General features: G+C 69.0%; 19 protein-coding genes. 8 read left to right on the top strand and 11 right to left on the bottom strand.

Going from position 1 to position 14971, the window contains the following annotated elements:
- Positions 1–3: 3 nt before the first annotated feature.
- Both ACIQTP_RS30840 and ACIQTP_RS30835 read right to left on the bottom strand, forming a co-directional pair.
- Complete coding sequence (locus tag ACIQTP_RS30840; protein ID WP_403405858.1) at positions 4–999, bottom strand: hypothetical protein; 996 nt, start codon at positions 997–999, stop codon at positions 4–6.
- Positions 1000–1037: 38 nt separating this feature from the next.
- Positions 1038–1652, bottom strand: a complete 615-nt coding sequence (locus ACIQTP_RS30835; RefSeq protein WP_403405855.1) for a hypothetical protein — start codon at positions 1650–1652, stop codon at positions 1038–1040.
- Positions 1653–1713: 61 nt separating this feature from the next.
- On the opposite strand from ACIQTP_RS30835, the gene ACIQTP_RS30830 reads away from it, so the two are divergent.
- Positions 1714–2121, top strand: a complete 408-nt coding sequence (locus ACIQTP_RS30830; protein WP_402039192.1) for a DUF3592 domain-containing protein — start codon at positions 1714–1716, stop codon at positions 2119–2121.
- Between the two features lie 6 nt (positions 2122–2127).
- On the opposite strand, the gene ACIQTP_RS30825 is transcribed toward ACIQTP_RS30830, so the two are convergent.
- From ACIQTP_RS30825 to ACIQTP_RS30795, 7 genes are all read right to left on the bottom strand, one after another.
- Positions 2128–2295, bottom strand: a complete 168-nt coding sequence (locus tag ACIQTP_RS30825; RefSeq protein ID WP_403405852.1) for a hypothetical protein — start codon at positions 2293–2295, stop codon at positions 2128–2130.
- Positions 2296–2537: 242 nt separating this feature from the next.
- The gene (locus ACIQTP_RS30820; protein WP_403405849.1) at positions 2538–2828 is read right to left on the bottom strand and encodes a hypothetical protein; all 291 of its coding nucleotides are present in this window, start codon (positions 2826–2828) and stop codon (positions 2538–2540) included.
- A 120-nt stretch (positions 2829–2948) separates the two neighbouring features.
- Positions 2949–3545 carry a phage tail protein gene (locus ACIQTP_RS30815; protein ID WP_352051450.1) on the bottom strand — a complete coding sequence of 199 codons (597 nt, stop codon included), beginning with the start codon at positions 3543–3545 and terminating at the stop codon, positions 2949–2951.
- 55 nt (positions 3546–3600) lie between these two features.
- Complete coding sequence (locus tag ACIQTP_RS30810; RefSeq protein ID WP_121415501.1) at positions 3601–4002, bottom strand: hypothetical protein; 402 nt, start codon at positions 4000–4002, stop codon at positions 3601–3603.
- 290 nt (positions 4003–4292) lie between these two features.
- A complete protein-coding gene (locus ACIQTP_RS30805) occupies positions 4293–4481 on the bottom strand; it encodes a MerR family DNA-binding transcriptional regulator (protein WP_402039196.1) in 189 nt (62 codons plus the stop codon).
- Entirely contained in the window at positions 4478–4990 is a 513-nt protein-coding gene (locus tag ACIQTP_RS30800; protein ID WP_403405844.1) for a hypothetical protein, read from the bottom strand. The genes ACIQTP_RS30805 and ACIQTP_RS30800 overlap by 4 nt, the downstream gene beginning before the upstream one ends.
- A complete protein-coding gene (locus ACIQTP_RS30795; protein WP_403405841.1) occupies positions 4987–5298 on the bottom strand; it encodes a hypothetical protein in 312 nt (103 codons plus the stop codon). The genes ACIQTP_RS30800 and ACIQTP_RS30795 overlap by 4 nt, the downstream gene beginning before the upstream one ends.
- A 425-nt stretch (positions 5299–5723) precedes the next feature.
- On the opposite strand from ACIQTP_RS30795, the gene ACIQTP_RS30790 reads away from it, so the two are divergent.
- The 4 genes from ACIQTP_RS30790 to ACIQTP_RS30775 all read left to right on the top strand — a co-directional run bounded on the left by ACIQTP_RS30790 (position 5724) and on the right by ACIQTP_RS30775 (position 9230).
- Positions 5724–6092, top strand: coding sequence for a helix-turn-helix domain-containing protein (locus ACIQTP_RS30790; protein WP_403406118.1), 369 nt, complete (start codon positions 5724–5726; stop codon positions 6090–6092).
- 181 nt (positions 6093–6273) lie between these two features.
- A complete protein-coding gene (locus tag ACIQTP_RS30785; protein ID WP_403405838.1) occupies positions 6274–6744 on the top strand; it encodes a hypothetical protein in 471 nt (156 codons plus the stop codon).
- Between the two features lie 454 nt (positions 6745–7198).
- Positions 7199–7738, top strand: a complete 540-nt coding sequence (locus ACIQTP_RS30780; RefSeq protein ID WP_403405835.1) for a hypothetical protein — start codon at positions 7199–7201, stop codon at positions 7736–7738.
- A gap of 439 nt (positions 7739–8177) precedes the next feature.
- Complete coding sequence (locus ACIQTP_RS30775) at positions 8178–9230, top strand: LuxR C-terminal-related transcriptional regulator (RefSeq protein ID WP_403405832.1); 1053 nt, start codon at positions 8178–8180, stop codon at positions 9228–9230.
- On the opposite strand, the gene ACIQTP_RS30770 is transcribed toward ACIQTP_RS30775, so the two are convergent.
- Positions 9175–10176 (bottom strand): helix-turn-helix transcriptional regulator, encoded by a 1002-nt coding sequence (locus ACIQTP_RS30770; protein ID WP_403405829.1) that lies wholly within the window; start codon positions 10174–10176, stop codon positions 9175–9177. The genes ACIQTP_RS30775 and ACIQTP_RS30770 overlap by 56 nt on opposite strands.
- A gap of 345 nt (positions 10177–10521) precedes the next feature.
- Between ACIQTP_RS30770 and ACIQTP_RS30765 the strand changes: the two genes are divergently transcribed.
- On the top strand, positions 10522–10818 hold the full coding sequence (locus ACIQTP_RS30765) for a (2Fe-2S)-binding protein (protein ID WP_179436836.1): 297 nt from the start codon (positions 10522–10524) through the stop codon (positions 10816–10818).
- A 289-nt stretch (positions 10819–11107) separates the two neighbouring features.
- On the opposite strand, the gene ACIQTP_RS30760 is transcribed toward ACIQTP_RS30765, so the two are convergent.
- Positions 11108–11521 carry a pyridoxamine 5'-phosphate oxidase family protein gene (locus ACIQTP_RS30760; RefSeq protein ID WP_403405826.1) on the bottom strand — a complete coding sequence of 138 codons (414 nt, stop codon included), beginning with the start codon at positions 11519–11521 and terminating at the stop codon, positions 11108–11110.
- 131 nt (positions 11522–11652) lie between these two features.
- Here ACIQTP_RS30760 and clpB point away from each other — a divergent pair, with 131 nt between their 5' ends.
- Together clpB and ACIQTP_RS30750 are read left to right on the top strand one after the other, a co-directional pair.
- Positions 11653–14253 (top strand): ATP-dependent chaperone ClpB, encoded by a 2601-nt coding sequence (gene clpB, locus ACIQTP_RS30755; RefSeq protein ID WP_403405823.1) that lies wholly within the window; start codon positions 11653–11655, stop codon positions 14251–14253.
- Positions 14254–14427: 174 nt separating this feature from the next.
- Positions 14428–14958, top strand: coding sequence for a YbjN domain-containing protein (locus ACIQTP_RS30750; protein WP_402039206.1), 531 nt, complete (start codon positions 14428–14430; stop codon positions 14956–14958).
- The last annotated feature ends 13 nt before the right edge of the window (positions 14959–14971 follow it).

The following is a 14971-nucleotide window of genomic DNA, read 5'->3' as shown; positions in this document are numbered from 1 at the left end:
GCCTCACCTCCGGGCGAGCTTGCGCTGCCCGAGCTGGACGGCGCGTGCGATGGTCTGGGAGTCCACGTCGATCTGGACGGGCCGGTCGGCGAGTGCCTCGACGGCGGCGGCGAGCCGGCGCAGGCCGCCGCCGGAGCCGAGCATCCGCTCCAGCCGGGACAGCGGGATGACGGCTTCGTGCTCGCCGCCCTCGCCGACGAGGGCGAGGGTGCCGCCGGTGCGGGCGCGCACGATGCCGCCCTGGGCGAGCTGCGGCACCGGGATCGGGGACAGATTGAAGGCGAAGCCCTTGCCGCCGATGACGGGCACCCAGTCAGGGACCTTGAACTTCACGTGATTCAGGCCGCCGATGAGGACGTTGAGGCCGCGCACCAGCATCCGGGTCGGGGTCAGGAACCCGTTCACCACGCCCTTGAACAGCGGCCCGAGGATCTTCGCGGCGGACTGCGAGGAGGACTTGATGTGACTCCAGGCGGCGGTGAGGCTCTTGCGGACGAGGGCGGTGACCTTGTCCATGTTGACGAACTGGGTGATGAGCGGGGTGAGCAGCGTCATGACCAGCCCGAACGGGTTGGCACGCATCGCGAGGTTGAGCCCCTTCTGCGCGGTGGACGCCCCCTTGAGTCCCTTCCCCAGGCCGCCCATGGACTTCCCGCCCTTGTCGGCGTTCTTCCCGGCCTTCCCCACGGACTTCTCGACCGCGTCGGCCTGGTTCTTCACGTCCTTGAGGGCGGCCTTGGTCTTGTCGGCGGAGGACTTGAGCTTGTCGAGGGAGGTCTTGAACTTGTCGGTGGCGGATTTGGACTTGTCGAGGGAACCGCCGACATCACCCAGCCCACCCTTGAGCTTTCCCATGGCGGTGCTGCCGTTGTTCGCACCGGTACGCAGCTTGCCGAGCGCGGAACTGGTCTTGTCCGTGCCGGAACCGGTCAGGATCAGCTCGTTGCGAAAAGCGCGGATGCTTTCTGCGGCCTTTTTGAAAGAGCTTTGAACGGTCACGAGAATCCCTTACTGATCTAGATTCTTGCCGGAGTGGGTCAGGCCGCCACCGAGGCCATGGAATCCAACTTGGTCCGCACTCGTTCCAGGTCCGCACCCATGCCGTCCATCGAGCGTTTGATGGTTGCCCGCTGGGTCTTCACTTGTTCCGTCTTCTCTTCCGCCTTCTCGACCATTTGCTTGACCTTCGTATAGGCGTCGTTGGCCTTCTTGAGGGCCTTCGTCGCTTCCTTCTCCGCATCGCCGGCGCGCCGGCGTTCCGCCTCGGTCGCCCAGTTGGCGTTGCCTCTCGTCCTCGCCAGGAGTCGCTGCGCTGTGTCCGCGGCGTTCTTGGCCTTGCGGCCGGCCGCTTCGGCGCGCTCGCTCAACCTGAGCAGCTTCTTGTCCTGAGCCTCGAGCTTGGCCTTCTCGTCCCGCGCGTACGGCCAGGTCCACTTCTGAACTCCGCCGATGACGATGCCCTTCTCGTCCACCTTGAACGCGGAGGCATCGATCTTGAGCGGGTTGAATCCGACCGCGGCGAATCCGGCTGCCACCTTCAGGACGTCCACCGAGGTGCTCAGGCCGTTCAGCTTGTGCTTGAATTTGTCCGCTTCGTCCTTCGTCCAGAAATACCAGACGCTGTCGTTGTTGTTTGCCGGTGTTCCTGCCACGTCAATCTCCAAGCTGCCGAAGGCACTTGTGGCCGATGGTGGCGCATGCCATCATTGCCGAATGGATGCGCTGGCCTGGGTCTTCCTCTGTTTGTTTCTCTTCCCGCTGCCCTTCCTGCTCTGGTTCGGAGTGATCCCCCTATGGGTGAATCGACGACTGAAAAGAGTCGGGATAGAGGTGATGGGCCGATGTAGAAATGTCTCCGTCTCTGAAGACCGGTATTCCACGAGTTTTGAATTCGTTACGGAATCCGGAGAGGAGATCATCTACATCTCGCCGCTGAGCGGCACCGTCTGGGGAACTCCCGGCGAAGAGGCGCCCATCGTGTACGACCCGAGCGCTCCGTGGCGCAGAGCGCGCAGCCGGCGCGAGCTCGATGCGCGTTCGGAGGCCTGGTTCTCGCTGTGGGTGCTGATCGCTCTGCAGACCCTCTTCGGTGCGGGATTCCTGCTCTATCTGAGCTACTGACCTCGGTCAGAGGAAGAACTGGAGAAGCTGGTCCGTCGTTGGAGCGCCCTTTTCACCGGCTGTGTCCCCCGATGCTCCGCGCTCCGTGTCGGCCGACTCGTTTCCCGGCCGCGGAATCGGTTCCGGGAAGTCCAGTGGTTCGCTGTCGTCGTCACGGTTGACGGTGGCGAACATCCAGTTCGCCTCAGCGAGTTGGTCGATCACGGTCGCGAGCAGGTAGTCGGTCGCCGTCCACTCGGCGGCTTCGCCGTGGAGTTCCTTCAGCAGTGCGCTGTCCCGCGGGAGATGCCGGAGCAGGGCCGACAGCCGGCGCGAGGAGAGGTGGCCGCGGTGCCAGTCCAGCAGGTCGACCCCGTAGTGGCGGAGCAGATCCGCCTCCAGGGCCTCGGCGTGCTCTTCGACGAGCTCGCCGAGGCTCAGTCTTCCCCCAGGCCCAGCCCCGTCTCCTTGCCGTAGGCCTCCAGGATGGCCGCGATGTCCTGCATCGTGACGTCGTGCTTCTCGAAGCGCGCGAACTGCCGCTTCCCGAGCAGCAGGTGCAGCAGCCCGTCCACGTCGTTGTCGTCGAGGCCGCGCAGCTCGCGCGCGGTCGTACGGGTCAGCTCGGTCGGCAGCTCGAAGCTGTCGTCGTCGAGTTCGAAGGTCCAGCTGCGGCCGAGCGCCTCCAGGCGCTGGGCGCGGGCCGCGTTGACGTTGAATCCGGCCATCGGGGTTCTCCCTTGTCAGATGTATGTGGACGGGGGCCGGGGCGGCGGGTGGGGGAGCCCGCCGCCCCGGGTGACGAGCCCTACGGGGCGCCCGTCACGGAAGGTGGATCGGAAGGTCCGTCACAGGGCGGCGTACGCCTTGTCCTTCATGATCCACTTGGCCAGTTCGCGGTTGGCGGTCTCCGCCTCCAGCGCGGTGAAGGTGACGCCGAGCTTCACCGACCCGGTCCGCGTGAAGCCCATCTCCTCGGTCTCGGTGACCTGGCCGCGCGGCAGGATGAAGCGGTACACGGCGTCCGTTCCGTCCGTGAACTCGATGCCGAGCGCCCGCTCGTCCTTGGCCGGGGTGCTCGGGACCAGGAACTCGTACGTGTCCACGACCGCGGTGCCGCCGACCGAGGTCTGCGCGATGTTGGTGGCCGGGATGCCCATGAAGAAGGAGAGCGTGCTCTTGTTCATCTGGAGCAGCTGGAACTTCACGGTCAGATCGCGGTCGGAGTAGATGAAGCGAGCCGGGCTCGCCGACTGCCAGGTGTCGACCGGGTCGATCTTGTCCTTCTTGTTGAGCTTGATGCCGTCGGTGGAGGTGTACCCCAGCTCCACCCAGCCGGCCGGCCAGGCGTCGTCGGACTTGACCGGCGCGGTGGTACCGGCGGGCGCGACGAGGACCCGGCCGGTACCGGCGACACGGATTTCCTTGCCGTTGTTCGTAGCCATGCGAACTCCTTGTGTACGTAAGGGACGTGAGGCCTTGGTTCGAGGTGGGGCGGGCTCAGCCGAGGCGCAGCAGGAGCCGGATCGTGGAGCGGTAGCGGTTGGCGGCCGAGCGGGTGTAGTCGGGCAGCCAGCGCGGCCCGTCGGCCTCGGAGACGTCGACGACGGCCGCGGAGCCGTACACGGTGTCGGCCAGCTCCAGCACACAGGCGCGGGCGGACAGCGCCACGGTGTGTGCCGTGGGCTTGTCCGGGCCGTACACCTCCAGGTCGAGCAGCGGCTGGTCGAGATGCTGGTCGTCGACCCAGGCGCCGCCCATGTGCGAGACGAGGACGACCTTCTGGGTGCCGTCGAATCCGGCGGGCGGCCGGCTGTCGACGACGACACCGGTCAGTTCGGCCCGGTTCTTGAGGAAGTCGACGACGAGCTGCTCGGCGTCGGGAAAGGTCAGGATGGCCACATGGACGCTCCCTTCGGGGCCCGGCTTCGTGCCGGGCGGGGGCCCGTTTCCGGGCAACACAAAGCGGCAGGTCCGTCGCCCCCGCTGAGGGTGGGCGCAGCTCTGCCGCTGCATCGAGTGTGACGCGACCGCTCGGATCGTGCAACTGGTCTATTCGTGTGGGGTATTCGCTCGGCATGGTCGCCATGCACCATGCGGCATGCGCCCGGCCGGCAGCGTGCGCCGCCGACCGGGGTGGACCACAAGGGCCCCGCCGCATCGCGCGGCGGGGCCCTCGGGCGTGCGGAAGGTCAGCGGTCGGCGCCCGCCCGGTGCGTCGCGCGTTCCGCCGCGAACACGTCCTCCAGGCGGTACAGCCGGCGTCGGCCCCGGGTGTCCGCCGGGCGCAGGTGGCCTCGCTGGACCCATTTGCGGATCGTGGCCGTGGAGACCCCGGCCTCGTTCGCCGCCAACTCGGTGGTGATCAAGGGGGAGTTCATGTGTCCTCCGGTTCGAGTACCTGTCCGCACACGGGATTGACGCAGCGCACCTCGGCGCGTTCCGGGAAGGCCCGCAGGGAGACGGAGTCGCAGGCGGGGCAGCGGCCCGGGAGCCGTACCAGTTGTTCGGGGTCGCCGAGCGCCCGTGCGCAGCGGGCGGCCATGCGCCGGGTCTCGTCCTCCACGTGCGAGGCGAGGACGGAGTCCGCGGCGACGCGCTCCAGCAGGCCGGCGATCCGGCGCAGCCGCACCGGGACGGGGGCGGGCGGCACGGCCCGCAGCCCGAGCCGTTCCCGTGCGGCCTCCTCCAGTTCGACCACTCCGTCGGTGATGTCCCGTACGGCGTCCGAGACGTGCAGCCGTACGGGCAGTGTCGTCCCCGCGACGGGGCCGCCCCCGCGGCGCTCCCGCATCCCCCCGTGCGCGGCGGGCGCCAACTCGTCGACGAGGTCGGGGAAGCGGCGGACGAGCGAGGCGATCCAGACGGCACCGGGCAGTTCGCGGTTCATCGCGCGGCTCCCGCCGGGGCGCCCTGCGACATTCCATGGGACACCTCACGCCCGTTGCGCCACAGCCGTCCCCCGCTCACTCCGTCGAACCAGGTGTGCGAGGGGTCGACGACCGCCTCGCATTCGTGATGGATCGGGCACTGATTGCAGGCGCGCAATACCGGCTCGGCCTCGGAGAGGGTGCGGGTGAACACGGAGTGCTCGGGAAGATCGGCGCAGGCTGCGGCGCGGCGCCAGTCCAGTTCTTCGCTTGTCGAGGGAAAGCGCCAGGTCGTGGCGGTGGCGGATGTGGTCGAGTGGTTGGGCACGTGCAACCCCTCCCCAGGTGTGGGAACATATGTTCGACAGTTGCGAACGCGCGATCAGAGTCGCATGGTGCGAGCGCGTGCGCAAGTGACTACGCTCCGGAGTCGCGCTCGGCCGGAACCGGGATCGGAACCAGGGCCGGGGCCGGGGTCGGGACTCGTCCGGGAGGTGTCAACAGCGCCTGTACCAGCCGCATATGCCGCGACAAGAGCGACCGCGCATGTCAGAACTTTACGAATGCGTGCGAGCGCGCACTCCCAGAGGTGCGCGCGCGCTCGGTACTCTTCCCTCGCGACGAGGGGAGAGCCACCACATGGGTGCAAGCTCGTGGGCCAACGCCTACAACGACCAGGGCCATCGCGCCGACAGTGGCCGAACGCCCAGGGCCGACGGCCTGGAGGAGTTCGCGGCCTGGATAGAAGGGCTGATGCGCAGGCGTGGCTACGACATCGACAGCCCGCGAGGCGGTGGCAAGTCCAAGCTCGCCGACGACGCGGGCGTCCACCGGGCCGCGGTCAGCCGGCTGTTGCAGCGGCAAAGCATGCCGGACCTCGAGACGATGCGCCGGTTGGCGACGGTTCTGGCCGTTCCCTTGCGGGACATGCTGATCCGGTCCGGTCGGCTGTCGGAGGACGATCTTCCGCTCGACCCGCGGATCGGCGAAACCGCCGGGGGCCCGGCTGCGTCACTCAGCCCGGCGGAGGCGGCACGGCTGCTCGGGGTGCCGTCGGAGCTGCAAGATCTTTTCGTAAAGGTGGTTGGCCAGTTCCTGCCGGAGGAACGCAGACGAGAGTGACGCTTCGGCAGGGGGATTCGGAGCAGCGGTGAAGAGGGGTGTGCAGGTGGGGCACGAGGGGGGAGACCCGCATGCGCGCGACCCGCGTGCGCGTGGTTCGCACGACTCGCACGCACATGATCGACGTCCACCGGAGGAGGAAGCGGCGGACCGACCGGCCACCGCGCCGGATCCGGACGCCGTGGCGTACACCGTGGGCGGCCTGCTGATCGAGCTGGGGGAGAAGATCCGGCGGGCCGGTACGGACGGCGTACGCATCCTCACCGATGAGGAGGTGCAGCGGGACCAGTTGGCCTGGTTCCGCGCGGGCTGGACCGAGCACGCCCGAGCGATGTCCCCCGACCGGCCCGACGGCCCCGAGCCCTCCAACGGCCCCGGCCAGCACCCGGACAGCGAGGGCTTCCCCGTGCCGCCGGCACGGCTGCTCCACTTCCCCGAGCGGCAGCCGGAGCACCACGACCACCAGGACGAGCGGCACTCCCGCTGTGCCGAGGGCCCCCAGGAACACCACAAGACCGAAGAGTTACGGCTGCCCGTGGTGGGCGCGGGCGAGTCCCGCATACGCGACCTCATGCCGCACCGGCCGCGCTTACGGCGGTTACGGGAGGGCGAGGACGAGGACAACGACGACATGCCACCGGACAGGACCTAGAGCGCGGTCACCTCGATCCGCTCCGGATCGGTCGCCTCACGCACATCGTGTACCGGGCCCCGGTGGACTGGTGGCGTCCACTCGCGGCGAGGGCCGTCCCCGGCGCGAACAGCGCGCCGAACGTCCATTGCACCCTCCGCTCGCGGGATGTCGTCCAGCGGTCCTTGCGTTCCGTCCGCGGCGGCACGGGCACGGTGGTCACCAACGTCGCCCCGTCCGCGCGCGGTTCGACGGCGTCCCGGACGGGCAGCGCGGCGTTGACCGTGTCGGCGAACGCGGTCGCGGCGGTGGCATTCGGTGGGCTCGGCGTGTGGACGACGGGGGTGGCGCCGGCGGAGGTCAGGGCGATCTCGATGACGCGCCGCCTCGATCCTCCGCCTGTACGGACGGTCTCGATCGCGGCGAGGGGGATGTGTGAACCATTCCGGGCCCGCCGGTGTCTCAGAGGGGGACCGTGTTTGTCGTACTTGATGTGCTCGTCGTGCTGGAGGCGTCCGTGGCCATGATCGGCCTGTTCTGGATCACCAAGGAGAGCGTGTACGTGGGCGCCGAGCCCGAGGGGCACGGGCGCGGGGTGCGGCTCACCCCCGAGGGGCTTCAGGCCGTGGGTACCGGTCAGCAGGGGTTCTGGTCCTGGGCGGACGTCCGTGCGGTCACCGTCCACGACGTGCAGGTGCGCTCCAGCACGCGGTGGCTGGTGAACAACGTGATGGACACGGTCCTCGACATGGCGACGGGCGGCGGCGAGGCGCCGCCCGCGTTCGAACTCCACGTACGGACGGACGAGGAGAAGGCCGAGCTGACGGTGTACACCGCGGCCGTCGGGGGCTACGTCCAGTCCGAGTACGAGCTGTCGGTGGCGCTGCTGGACCGGTTCGTGGACGGTACGGCGGACGTGGCGCGGCTGCTGGAGTGGGGGAGCGCCGAGGGCGACGGCGTGACGCCCTGGCGAGCGGCCCGCGAGGCACTGCTCACGAGCTGGGCCGCGGCCTGAGGCGCTGGAGGAGGGCGGCGAGGCCCTCCGGAGTGGTGGCGAGTACGGTGCGGGGTTCGGCGCTCTCGCGTAGGCGGATCGTTCCGAGGACGTGTCGCCATGACCGCTCTTGCGCTTTCGTGATCGGCGAGGCCATCACCGGGCCCAAGCGGAGCTGAGGCCGCCCCGTCGTCCTCGGGCCCCGGTCGGTGAACGCGCGGGCCACGCCGTGTCGCCCTGGGGGAAGCGGGTCCACGATGTACCGGGCAGGACACCGCCACCACCGTCATGTTGTTGCAGAGCGCCGTGCGGAGGTGGGGATATTTCCGGACGTATGCGGGCGAGAGGGGGCGCGCGAGGGGCGCAGCCGTGTTGCGATGGCGGTCGGGGCCGCGCATAGTTGCGCTGCGGACGGCGCGGAGGCGTCGCATCGCGACGATGCTGGAGCCAGGGGTGGGAGATGGCCGGGCACAGGAGGGACGGGCATCCGCACGGCGCTGACCGACTGTGCGAGGCCGGAGACCGGGTGTACTCCCGGGCGGTGCGGCGCGGACGCGTGCCGCGCGAGGACGCCGAGACGGTGCCCTGTCTTGTCGAGTTGGCGCTGCTGCATCCGGACCCTGACGACATGGGGTGGCTGGTGCCGACCTCGCCGCAGGAGGTCATGACACGGCTGCTGCGCGGGGTGTACGAGGAGGTCAGCGCCAGCCAGGCGCGCGTGGGCGACGCGGTGGCCGCCTTCGAGTGGTACGCCGGTCTCGGCGGTCGCGTCCAGACGCCCACGGAGGGCGTGGCGATCCGCGTGCTCGACGGACTGCCGCGGATCCGGGCCGCGATGGACGAGGCGACCGAGGCGTGCGCGACCGAGGTGCTCACCGTGCAGCCCGGCGGCATCCGCCGCGAGGACGAACTCTCCGAGGGACTGCACCGGGCGCTGGAGATGCGCCGGCGCGGCGTGCGGATGCGCGACCTGTACACGCACGTGGCCCGGCACGGCCAGGGCCTGCACAACTACATGGAGCTGATGGGCGACGCGGCCGAGGCCCGCACCCTCGACGAAGTCGTCGAGCGCCTCATCCTCTTCGACCGCAAGGTGGCCTTCATCCCGGCGAACACGGACCGCACGATCGCCCTGGAACTGCGCCACCCCGCCCTCGTCGACTACCTGGTCACGGTCTTCGAGCGGCTGTGGCGCCTCGCGATCCCGCTCGCCGCGCCGCTCCCGGAGACCGGCATCGACGGCATCACCCACCGCGAGCGCTCCATCGCCGCGCTGCTCGCCGAGGGACACCAGGACGCGGTGGTCGCGGAGCGGCTGGGGATCAGCGTCCGTACCTGCCGGGCGCACATCGCCCGCCTCTCGGAGACCCTGGGCGCGGCGAGCCGTACGCAGTTGGGTGTGCGGATCGCGCAGGCGGGGCTCGACGGGCCGCCGCGCTCCCCGGAACTCCAGACGCTCACCGCTCCCGGCTCGGCACCTGTTCCTGATCCAGGATCCCCGACTGCGCTATGAGATAGCCGAGTTGGGCTCTGCTGCCGCTGCCGAGGGCGGTGGCCAGCTTGGCTATGTGGGCGCGGCAGGTGCGCACGTTCATGCCGAGGCGGCGGGCGATGGCCTCGTCGACGTGCCCCTCCACAAGGAGTTTGGCGATGGAGTGCTGGATCTCCGTGATGCCGTCCGGGGCCGTTTCGTAGGGCGCGCCGGCGCTCAGCGGGACGGACCGGCCCCACATGAACTCGAAGACCTTGATGAGATAGCGGACGAGTCCCGGGTTGCGGAGTTCCAGGGCGACTTGCTGGTCGTCGCGGGTGGGGATGAAGGCGACGGTCTCGTCGCAGATGATCAGGCGCTCGACCAGCTCGTCGATGGTGCGGTACTCCACCTTGCCGTTCGAGAGCTGCTCCACGTAGGCCAGCCGCTCCAGGTCGTAGCGGACCGTGTGCTGATAGAGCGTCCGGATGCGCACCCCGCGCTCGGTCAGCGGCCGGTCGCGCTCCATCCCCTGGAGGATGCTGCGTTCGGAGAACCGGTTGCTCGGCTGGACCGTGAGCATCTCGGTCTGGCACTGGGCCGTGGCCAGGTTGAGCGCCGCGTTGATCCGGTCGCCGCCCTCCAGCACCGTGATCGAGTGCGTGGTCGCCGTCGTCTGCGTGCTGAGCGCCATGAACGGCTCGAAAGCATCGGACAGTTCGATTGACCATCGCCTGCGCTCGGCTATCTCCTGCTCCAGGGGGTTGAGCCGCTGAGCGAGGGCGACTGCCGGGGGTACGGGTCGCAGCCAGTCCGGGTCGTCGGGATCAGGGTGAAGAAGGGACAATTCCATCAGACAGGAAGCGGACTTTACGTCTTCGCGGGCGATACGTCCGGTGCGCAGGGCATGCGCATAAAGTCGGCCACCTTCCTCACACAGTTCGGTCACCGCATGGGGATGTGTCGCTTTAGTCCGATTCGTTGTCAAATCTCCACCCCCCAGGGTCCTGAACGTGCAGGAACATGATGCACCGATTGTGTGGCCATGACGTGCCCGAATGAGCCATCGTCGTATCCGACGGGGGAAGAGGGGACCTTCAAGTGAGGACGAAGCCGACTATGCGTAACAGAATGCTTCGCTCGGTGCTTGTCGCTGCCTTCTCTGCCGTTGTGGCCATCGGAGCTCTGAGTGGCCTATCCGGTACGAAGAGCGACATGCGAGCGGACAGCAAGTGGCCGGCGGTAGCCGTGTCCACCACGCCCGTGGACACGGCAGAGGGAGCTGGAGGCTGACGTGACCACTCCACCCGACGACCGCTCCTTCCGTCGAGAAATGGCCACCGCCTACCGCTCTGGATGGCACTTCATCGACCTGGCGACCGCCATTCCCCACACTGGCGACTCGTTGATGGTGACGGTGTTCGGAGAGCCGGTCGTCGTCACCCGGGACGATGACGAGGACGTCCGGGCGTACCGGTGTCTGCGACGCCCGCGCGGCGCGCCGCAGCCCGTGCGATGTGCCATTCGGTACGGAATGATCTTTGTGAACCTCGACCAGCGTGACCACCAGCTGGCCGAGCCGGAAGTCCCGGACGTAAGGACCATCTCAGCCACCCCCCGCAGTGCCTGACGCGATTCCCCCGTCGCAGTAGATCGCGCAGGTACTTCCCCCCGCAGCGGCGTCACCGTGACCTGAACACGGTGACGCCGCTGCAGTTTTGGGCGAAAGATCCAGATATCCGCCCAACTTCATGCCATCTCCACAACGGCCGAAACCAGCCGGACCCCCACGCCCGGGTCCGATCGACCGCGCCCCCGGGCCGGACGGGTCACCCGTGCCCTCTCTCCCCGCCGAGGCCGGTCGGCCGCGCCTCCGGGCCTGGACGGGGTATCCGTGCCCCCTCCCCCGTCGAGGCCGGTCAGCCGTGGCCCATCGCTGAGGTCAGGGTGATCTCGATCGCCACCCGGTCGGGGTTCGGCGAGGGCACCCTCCCGTACCGCTCCGCGTACCGCCGCTCCGCGTCCGCGACACGCGCGGGCTCCGCGGCGATCCTCGCGCGCCCCTCCAGCGTCGCCCACCGGCGCCCGTCCACCTGGCAGACCGAGACGCGCGCCCCCTGCGCCCCCGCGGCCAGTACGTGCCCCACCTTCGCGCTGGACTTGTTGGTGATCACCCGAGCCAGGCCCGCCTCCGGATCGTATGTAACCCCGACGGGCACGACGTGCGGGCTGCCGTCCGCCCGGAGGGTGGTGAGGGTGCACAGATGGCGTTCCCGCCAGAAGGCGAGGTACGCGGGGTCGGGATCGTACGGGTCCACCGGGTATGCGCTCATGTCGGAAATGTATCCCCACCCGTGAGTGTCATGGCTTCCCCGGCCTTACTTGAGTGAAATAGACTCAACTTTGTGTACGTTGGTTGAGTCAGTGCTTACATCAGGGCCGTACTGAGGAGGAGAACGCGAACGTGGACGCCGAGCTGACCAACAGGAGCCGGGACGCGATCAACGCGGCCACCAGCCGGGCCGTGTCCGAGGGGCACCCCGACCTCACCCCTGCCCACCTGCTGCTCGCGCTGCTCGGTGGTCAGGAGAACGAGAACATCACCGACCTGCTGGCCGCGGTCGACGCCGACCAGGCCGCCGTACGGGCCGCGGCCGAGCGCGTCCTCGCCGGCCTGCCCAGCGTGACCGGATCCACCGTCGCGCCCCCGCAGCCCAACCGCGAACTGCTCGCCGTCATCGCCGAGGCGGCCGACAAGGCCAAGCAACTCGGGGACGAGTACCTCTCCACCGAGCACCTCCTCATCGGGATCGCCGCGAAGGGCGGCCCGAGCGGCGACGTACTCTGCCAGCAGGGCGCCAGTGCGAAGAAGCTGCTTGAGGCGTTTCAGAAGAGCAGGGGAGGACGCCGGGTGACGACCCCGGATCCCGAGGGCCAGTACAAGGCGCTCGAAAAGTTCGGTACGGACTTCACCGCCGCCGCGCGCGACGGGAAGCTCGACCCGGTCATCGGCCGGGACCAGGAGATCCGCCGGGTCGTGCAGGTGCTGTCCCGGCGCACCAAGAACAACCCCGTCCTCATCGGTGAGCCCGGCGTCGGCAAGACCGCCGTCGTGGAAGGGCTCGCCCAGCGGATCGTGAAGGGCGACGTGCCCGAGTCGCTCAAGAACAAGCGGCTGGTCGCGCTCGACCTCGGCGCCATGGTGGCCGGGGCGAAGTACCGGGGTGAGTTCGAGGAGCGGCTGAAGACCGTCCTCGCCGAGATCAAGGACTCCGACGGGCAGATCATCACCTTCATCGACGAGCTGCACACGGTCGTCGGCGCGGGCGCGGGCGGCGACTCCGCCATGGACGCCGGCAACATGCTCAAGCCGATGCTCGCCCGCGGTGAGCTGCGGATGGTCGGTGCCACCACCCTCGACGAGTACCGCGAGCGGATCGAGAAGGACCCCGCCCTGGAGCGCCGCTTCCAGCAGGTCCTGGTCGCCGAGCCGTCCGTCGAGGACACCATCGCGATCCTGCGCGGACTCAAGGGCCGCTACGAGGCCCACCACAAGGTCGTGATCGCGGACAGCGCGCTGGTCGCCGCGGCCACCCTCTCCGACCGGTACATCACCTCCCGCTTCCTGCCCGACAAGGCCATCGACCTCGTCGACGAGGCCGCCTCCCGGCTGCGCATGGAGATCGACTCGTCCCCCGTGGAGATCGACGAACTCCAGCGCGCGGTGGACCGCCTGCGCATGGAGGAGCTGGCCCTCGACAAGGAGACCGACCCCGCCTCCCGGCAGCGTCTGGAGAAGCTGCGCCGCGACCTCGCCGACAAGGAGGAGGAGCTGCGGGGCCTGACCGCCCGCTGGGAGAAGGAGAAGCAGTCCCTCAACCGCGTCGGCGAGCTGAAGGAGAAGCTCGACGAGCTGCGCGGCCAGGCCGAACGCGCCCAGCGCGACGGCGACTTCGACACCGCCTCCAAGCTGCTCTACGGCGAGATCCCCACCCTGGAGCGGGACCTGGAGGAGGCCTCCGAGGCGGAGGAGGAGGCCGCCAGGGACACCATGGTCAAGGAGGAGGTCGGCCCCGACGACATCGCGGACGTGGTCGGCTCCTGGACGGGCATCCCGGCCGGGCGCCTCCTGGAGGGCGAGACCCAGAAGCTCCTGCGCATGGAGGAGGAGCTGGGCCGCCGCCTCATCGGCCAGAGCGAGGCCGTCCAGGCCGTCTCCGACGCCGTACGCCGCACCCGCGCCGGAATCGCCGACCCGGACCGCCCCACTGGGTCGTTCCTCTTCCTCGGCCCGACCGGCGTCGGCAAGACCGAACTCGCCAAGGCCCTCGCGGACTTCCTCTTCGACGACGAGCGGGCCATGATCCGCATCGACATGAGCGAGTACGGCGAGAAGCACAGCGTCGCCCGGCTGGTCGGTGCCCCTCCCGGGTACATCGGCTACGAGGAGGGCGGCCAGCTCACGGAGGCCGTGCGCCGGCGCCCGTACAGCGTCGTCCTTCTGGACGAGGTCGAGAAGGCGCACCCGGAGGTCTTCGACATCCTGCTCCAGGTGCTGGACGACGGACGGCTCACCGACGGACAGGGCCGCACGGTCGACTTCCGCAACACCATCCTCGTCCTGACCTCGAACCTGGGAAGCCAATTCCTGAGCGGGCACAGCCTGGACGAGCCGCTGACCTCCGAGGAGGAGAAGAAGCAGCAGGTCCTGGAGGTCGTACGGGCCTCCTTCAAGCCAGAATTCCTCAACCGCCTCGACGACCTCGTGGTCTTCTCGGCCCTCAACAAGGAGGAGCTGGAGCGCATCGCCGGGCTCCAGATCGGCCGCCTCGCCAAGCGGCTGGCCGAGCGCCGGATCGGCCTGGAGGTCACCGACGTGGCCCTGGCCTGGCTCGCGGACGAGGGCAACGATCCGGCGTACGGGGCCCGGCCGTTGCGCCGCCTCGTCCAGACCGCGATCGGCGACCGGCTCGCCAAGGAGATCCTGGCGGGCGAGGTCAAGGACGGCGACACGGTCCGGGTGGACGCATTCGGGGACGGCCTGATCGTGGGGGCCGCGCAGTAGTCCCGGCGGACCGATCCTCAGCGGTCGACGGCGCCGACCCCGGCGGCGCCGTCGTCACTGGCCGCATCGGACGCACACTCCCGGTGGCGGTGTCCGTGCCTTTGCCCTGTGGGGTTGCCACTGACCGCCCGTGATGGGGGAGGATGGCAGCATCCGTACGAAGGGAAATACACGGTGAGCATCGACCCGTCCTCGATTCCGAATTTCGGGGGCCAGCCCGAGCCGCAGCCCGGCGGACCGGCGGGCCCCGTCGTCCCGGATCAGGACCTCGTGAAGCAGCTCCTGGACCAGATGGAGCTGAAGTACGTCGTCGACGACGAGGGTGACCTCGCGGCGCCGTGGGAGGAGTTCCGTACGTACTTCATGTTCCGCGGCGAGGGGGACCAGCAGGTCTTCTCGGTGCGGACGTTCTACGACCGGCCGCACCAGATCGACGAGAAGCCGACTCTGCTGGAGTCCATCGACGACTGGAACCGCCGCACGCTGTGGCCCAAGGTCTACAGCCACACGCACGACGACGGCACCGTCCGCCTGATCGGCGAGGCACAGATGCTGATCGGCACCGGCGTCGCCCTCGAGCACTTCGTTTCGTCGACGGTCAGCTGGGTGCGGGCCGCCATCGAGTTCGACAAGTGGCTCGTCGAGCAGCTCGGCCTCGAGGAGGAAGTCAACGAGGCGGAGAAGCCCGAGGACGACGAGGAGTAGTCCTCCCACCAGG

The sequence above is a fragment of the Streptomyces sp. NPDC090798 genome (genome assembly GCF_044768965.1).
Lineage (GTDB): Bacteria > Actinomycetota > Actinomycetes > Streptomycetales > Streptomycetaceae > Streptomyces.
Note: the sequence above shows the minus strand (reverse complement) of the source record. Positions and strands in the feature narration are given on the sequence as shown.

Coding starts and splice junctions, on each gene's coding strand:
- ACIQTP_RS30825 (WP_403405852.1), bottom strand. CDS start 2,295: ATGTTCGCCACCGTCAACCGTGACGACGACAGCGAACCACTGGACTTC.
- ACIQTP_RS30790 (WP_403406118.1), top strand. CDS start 5,724: ATGCGCAGGCGTGGCTACGACATCGACAGCCCGCGAGGCGGTGGCAAG.
- ACIQTP_RS30815 (WP_352051450.1), bottom strand. CDS start 3,545: ATGGCTACGAACAACGGCAAGGAAATCCGTGTCGCCGGTACCGGCCGG.
- ACIQTP_RS30805 (WP_402039196.1), bottom strand. CDS start 4,481: ATGAACTCCCCCTTGATCACCACCGAGTTGGCGGCGAACGAGGCCGGG.
- ACIQTP_RS30830 (WP_402039192.1), top strand. CDS start 1,714: ATGGATGCGCTGGCCTGGGTCTTCCTCTGTTTGTTTCTCTTCCCGCTG.
- ACIQTP_RS30760 (WP_403405826.1), bottom strand. CDS start 11,521: ATGAGCGCATACCCGGTGGACCCGTACGATCCCGACCCCGCGTACCTC.
- ACIQTP_RS30820 (WP_403405849.1), bottom strand. CDS start 2,828: ATGGCCGGATTCAACGTCAACGCGGCCCGCGCCCAGCGCCTGGAGGCG.
- ACIQTP_RS30765 (WP_179436836.1), top strand. CDS start 10,522: ATGGCCACCGCCTACCGCTCTGGATGGCACTTCATCGACCTGGCGACC.
- ACIQTP_RS30775 (WP_403405832.1), top strand. CDS start 8,178: ATGGCCGGGCACAGGAGGGACGGGCATCCGCACGGCGCTGACCGACTG.
- ACIQTP_RS30800 (WP_403405844.1), bottom strand. CDS start 4,990: ATGAACCGCGAACTGCCCGGTGCCGTCTGGATCGCCTCGCTCGTCCGC.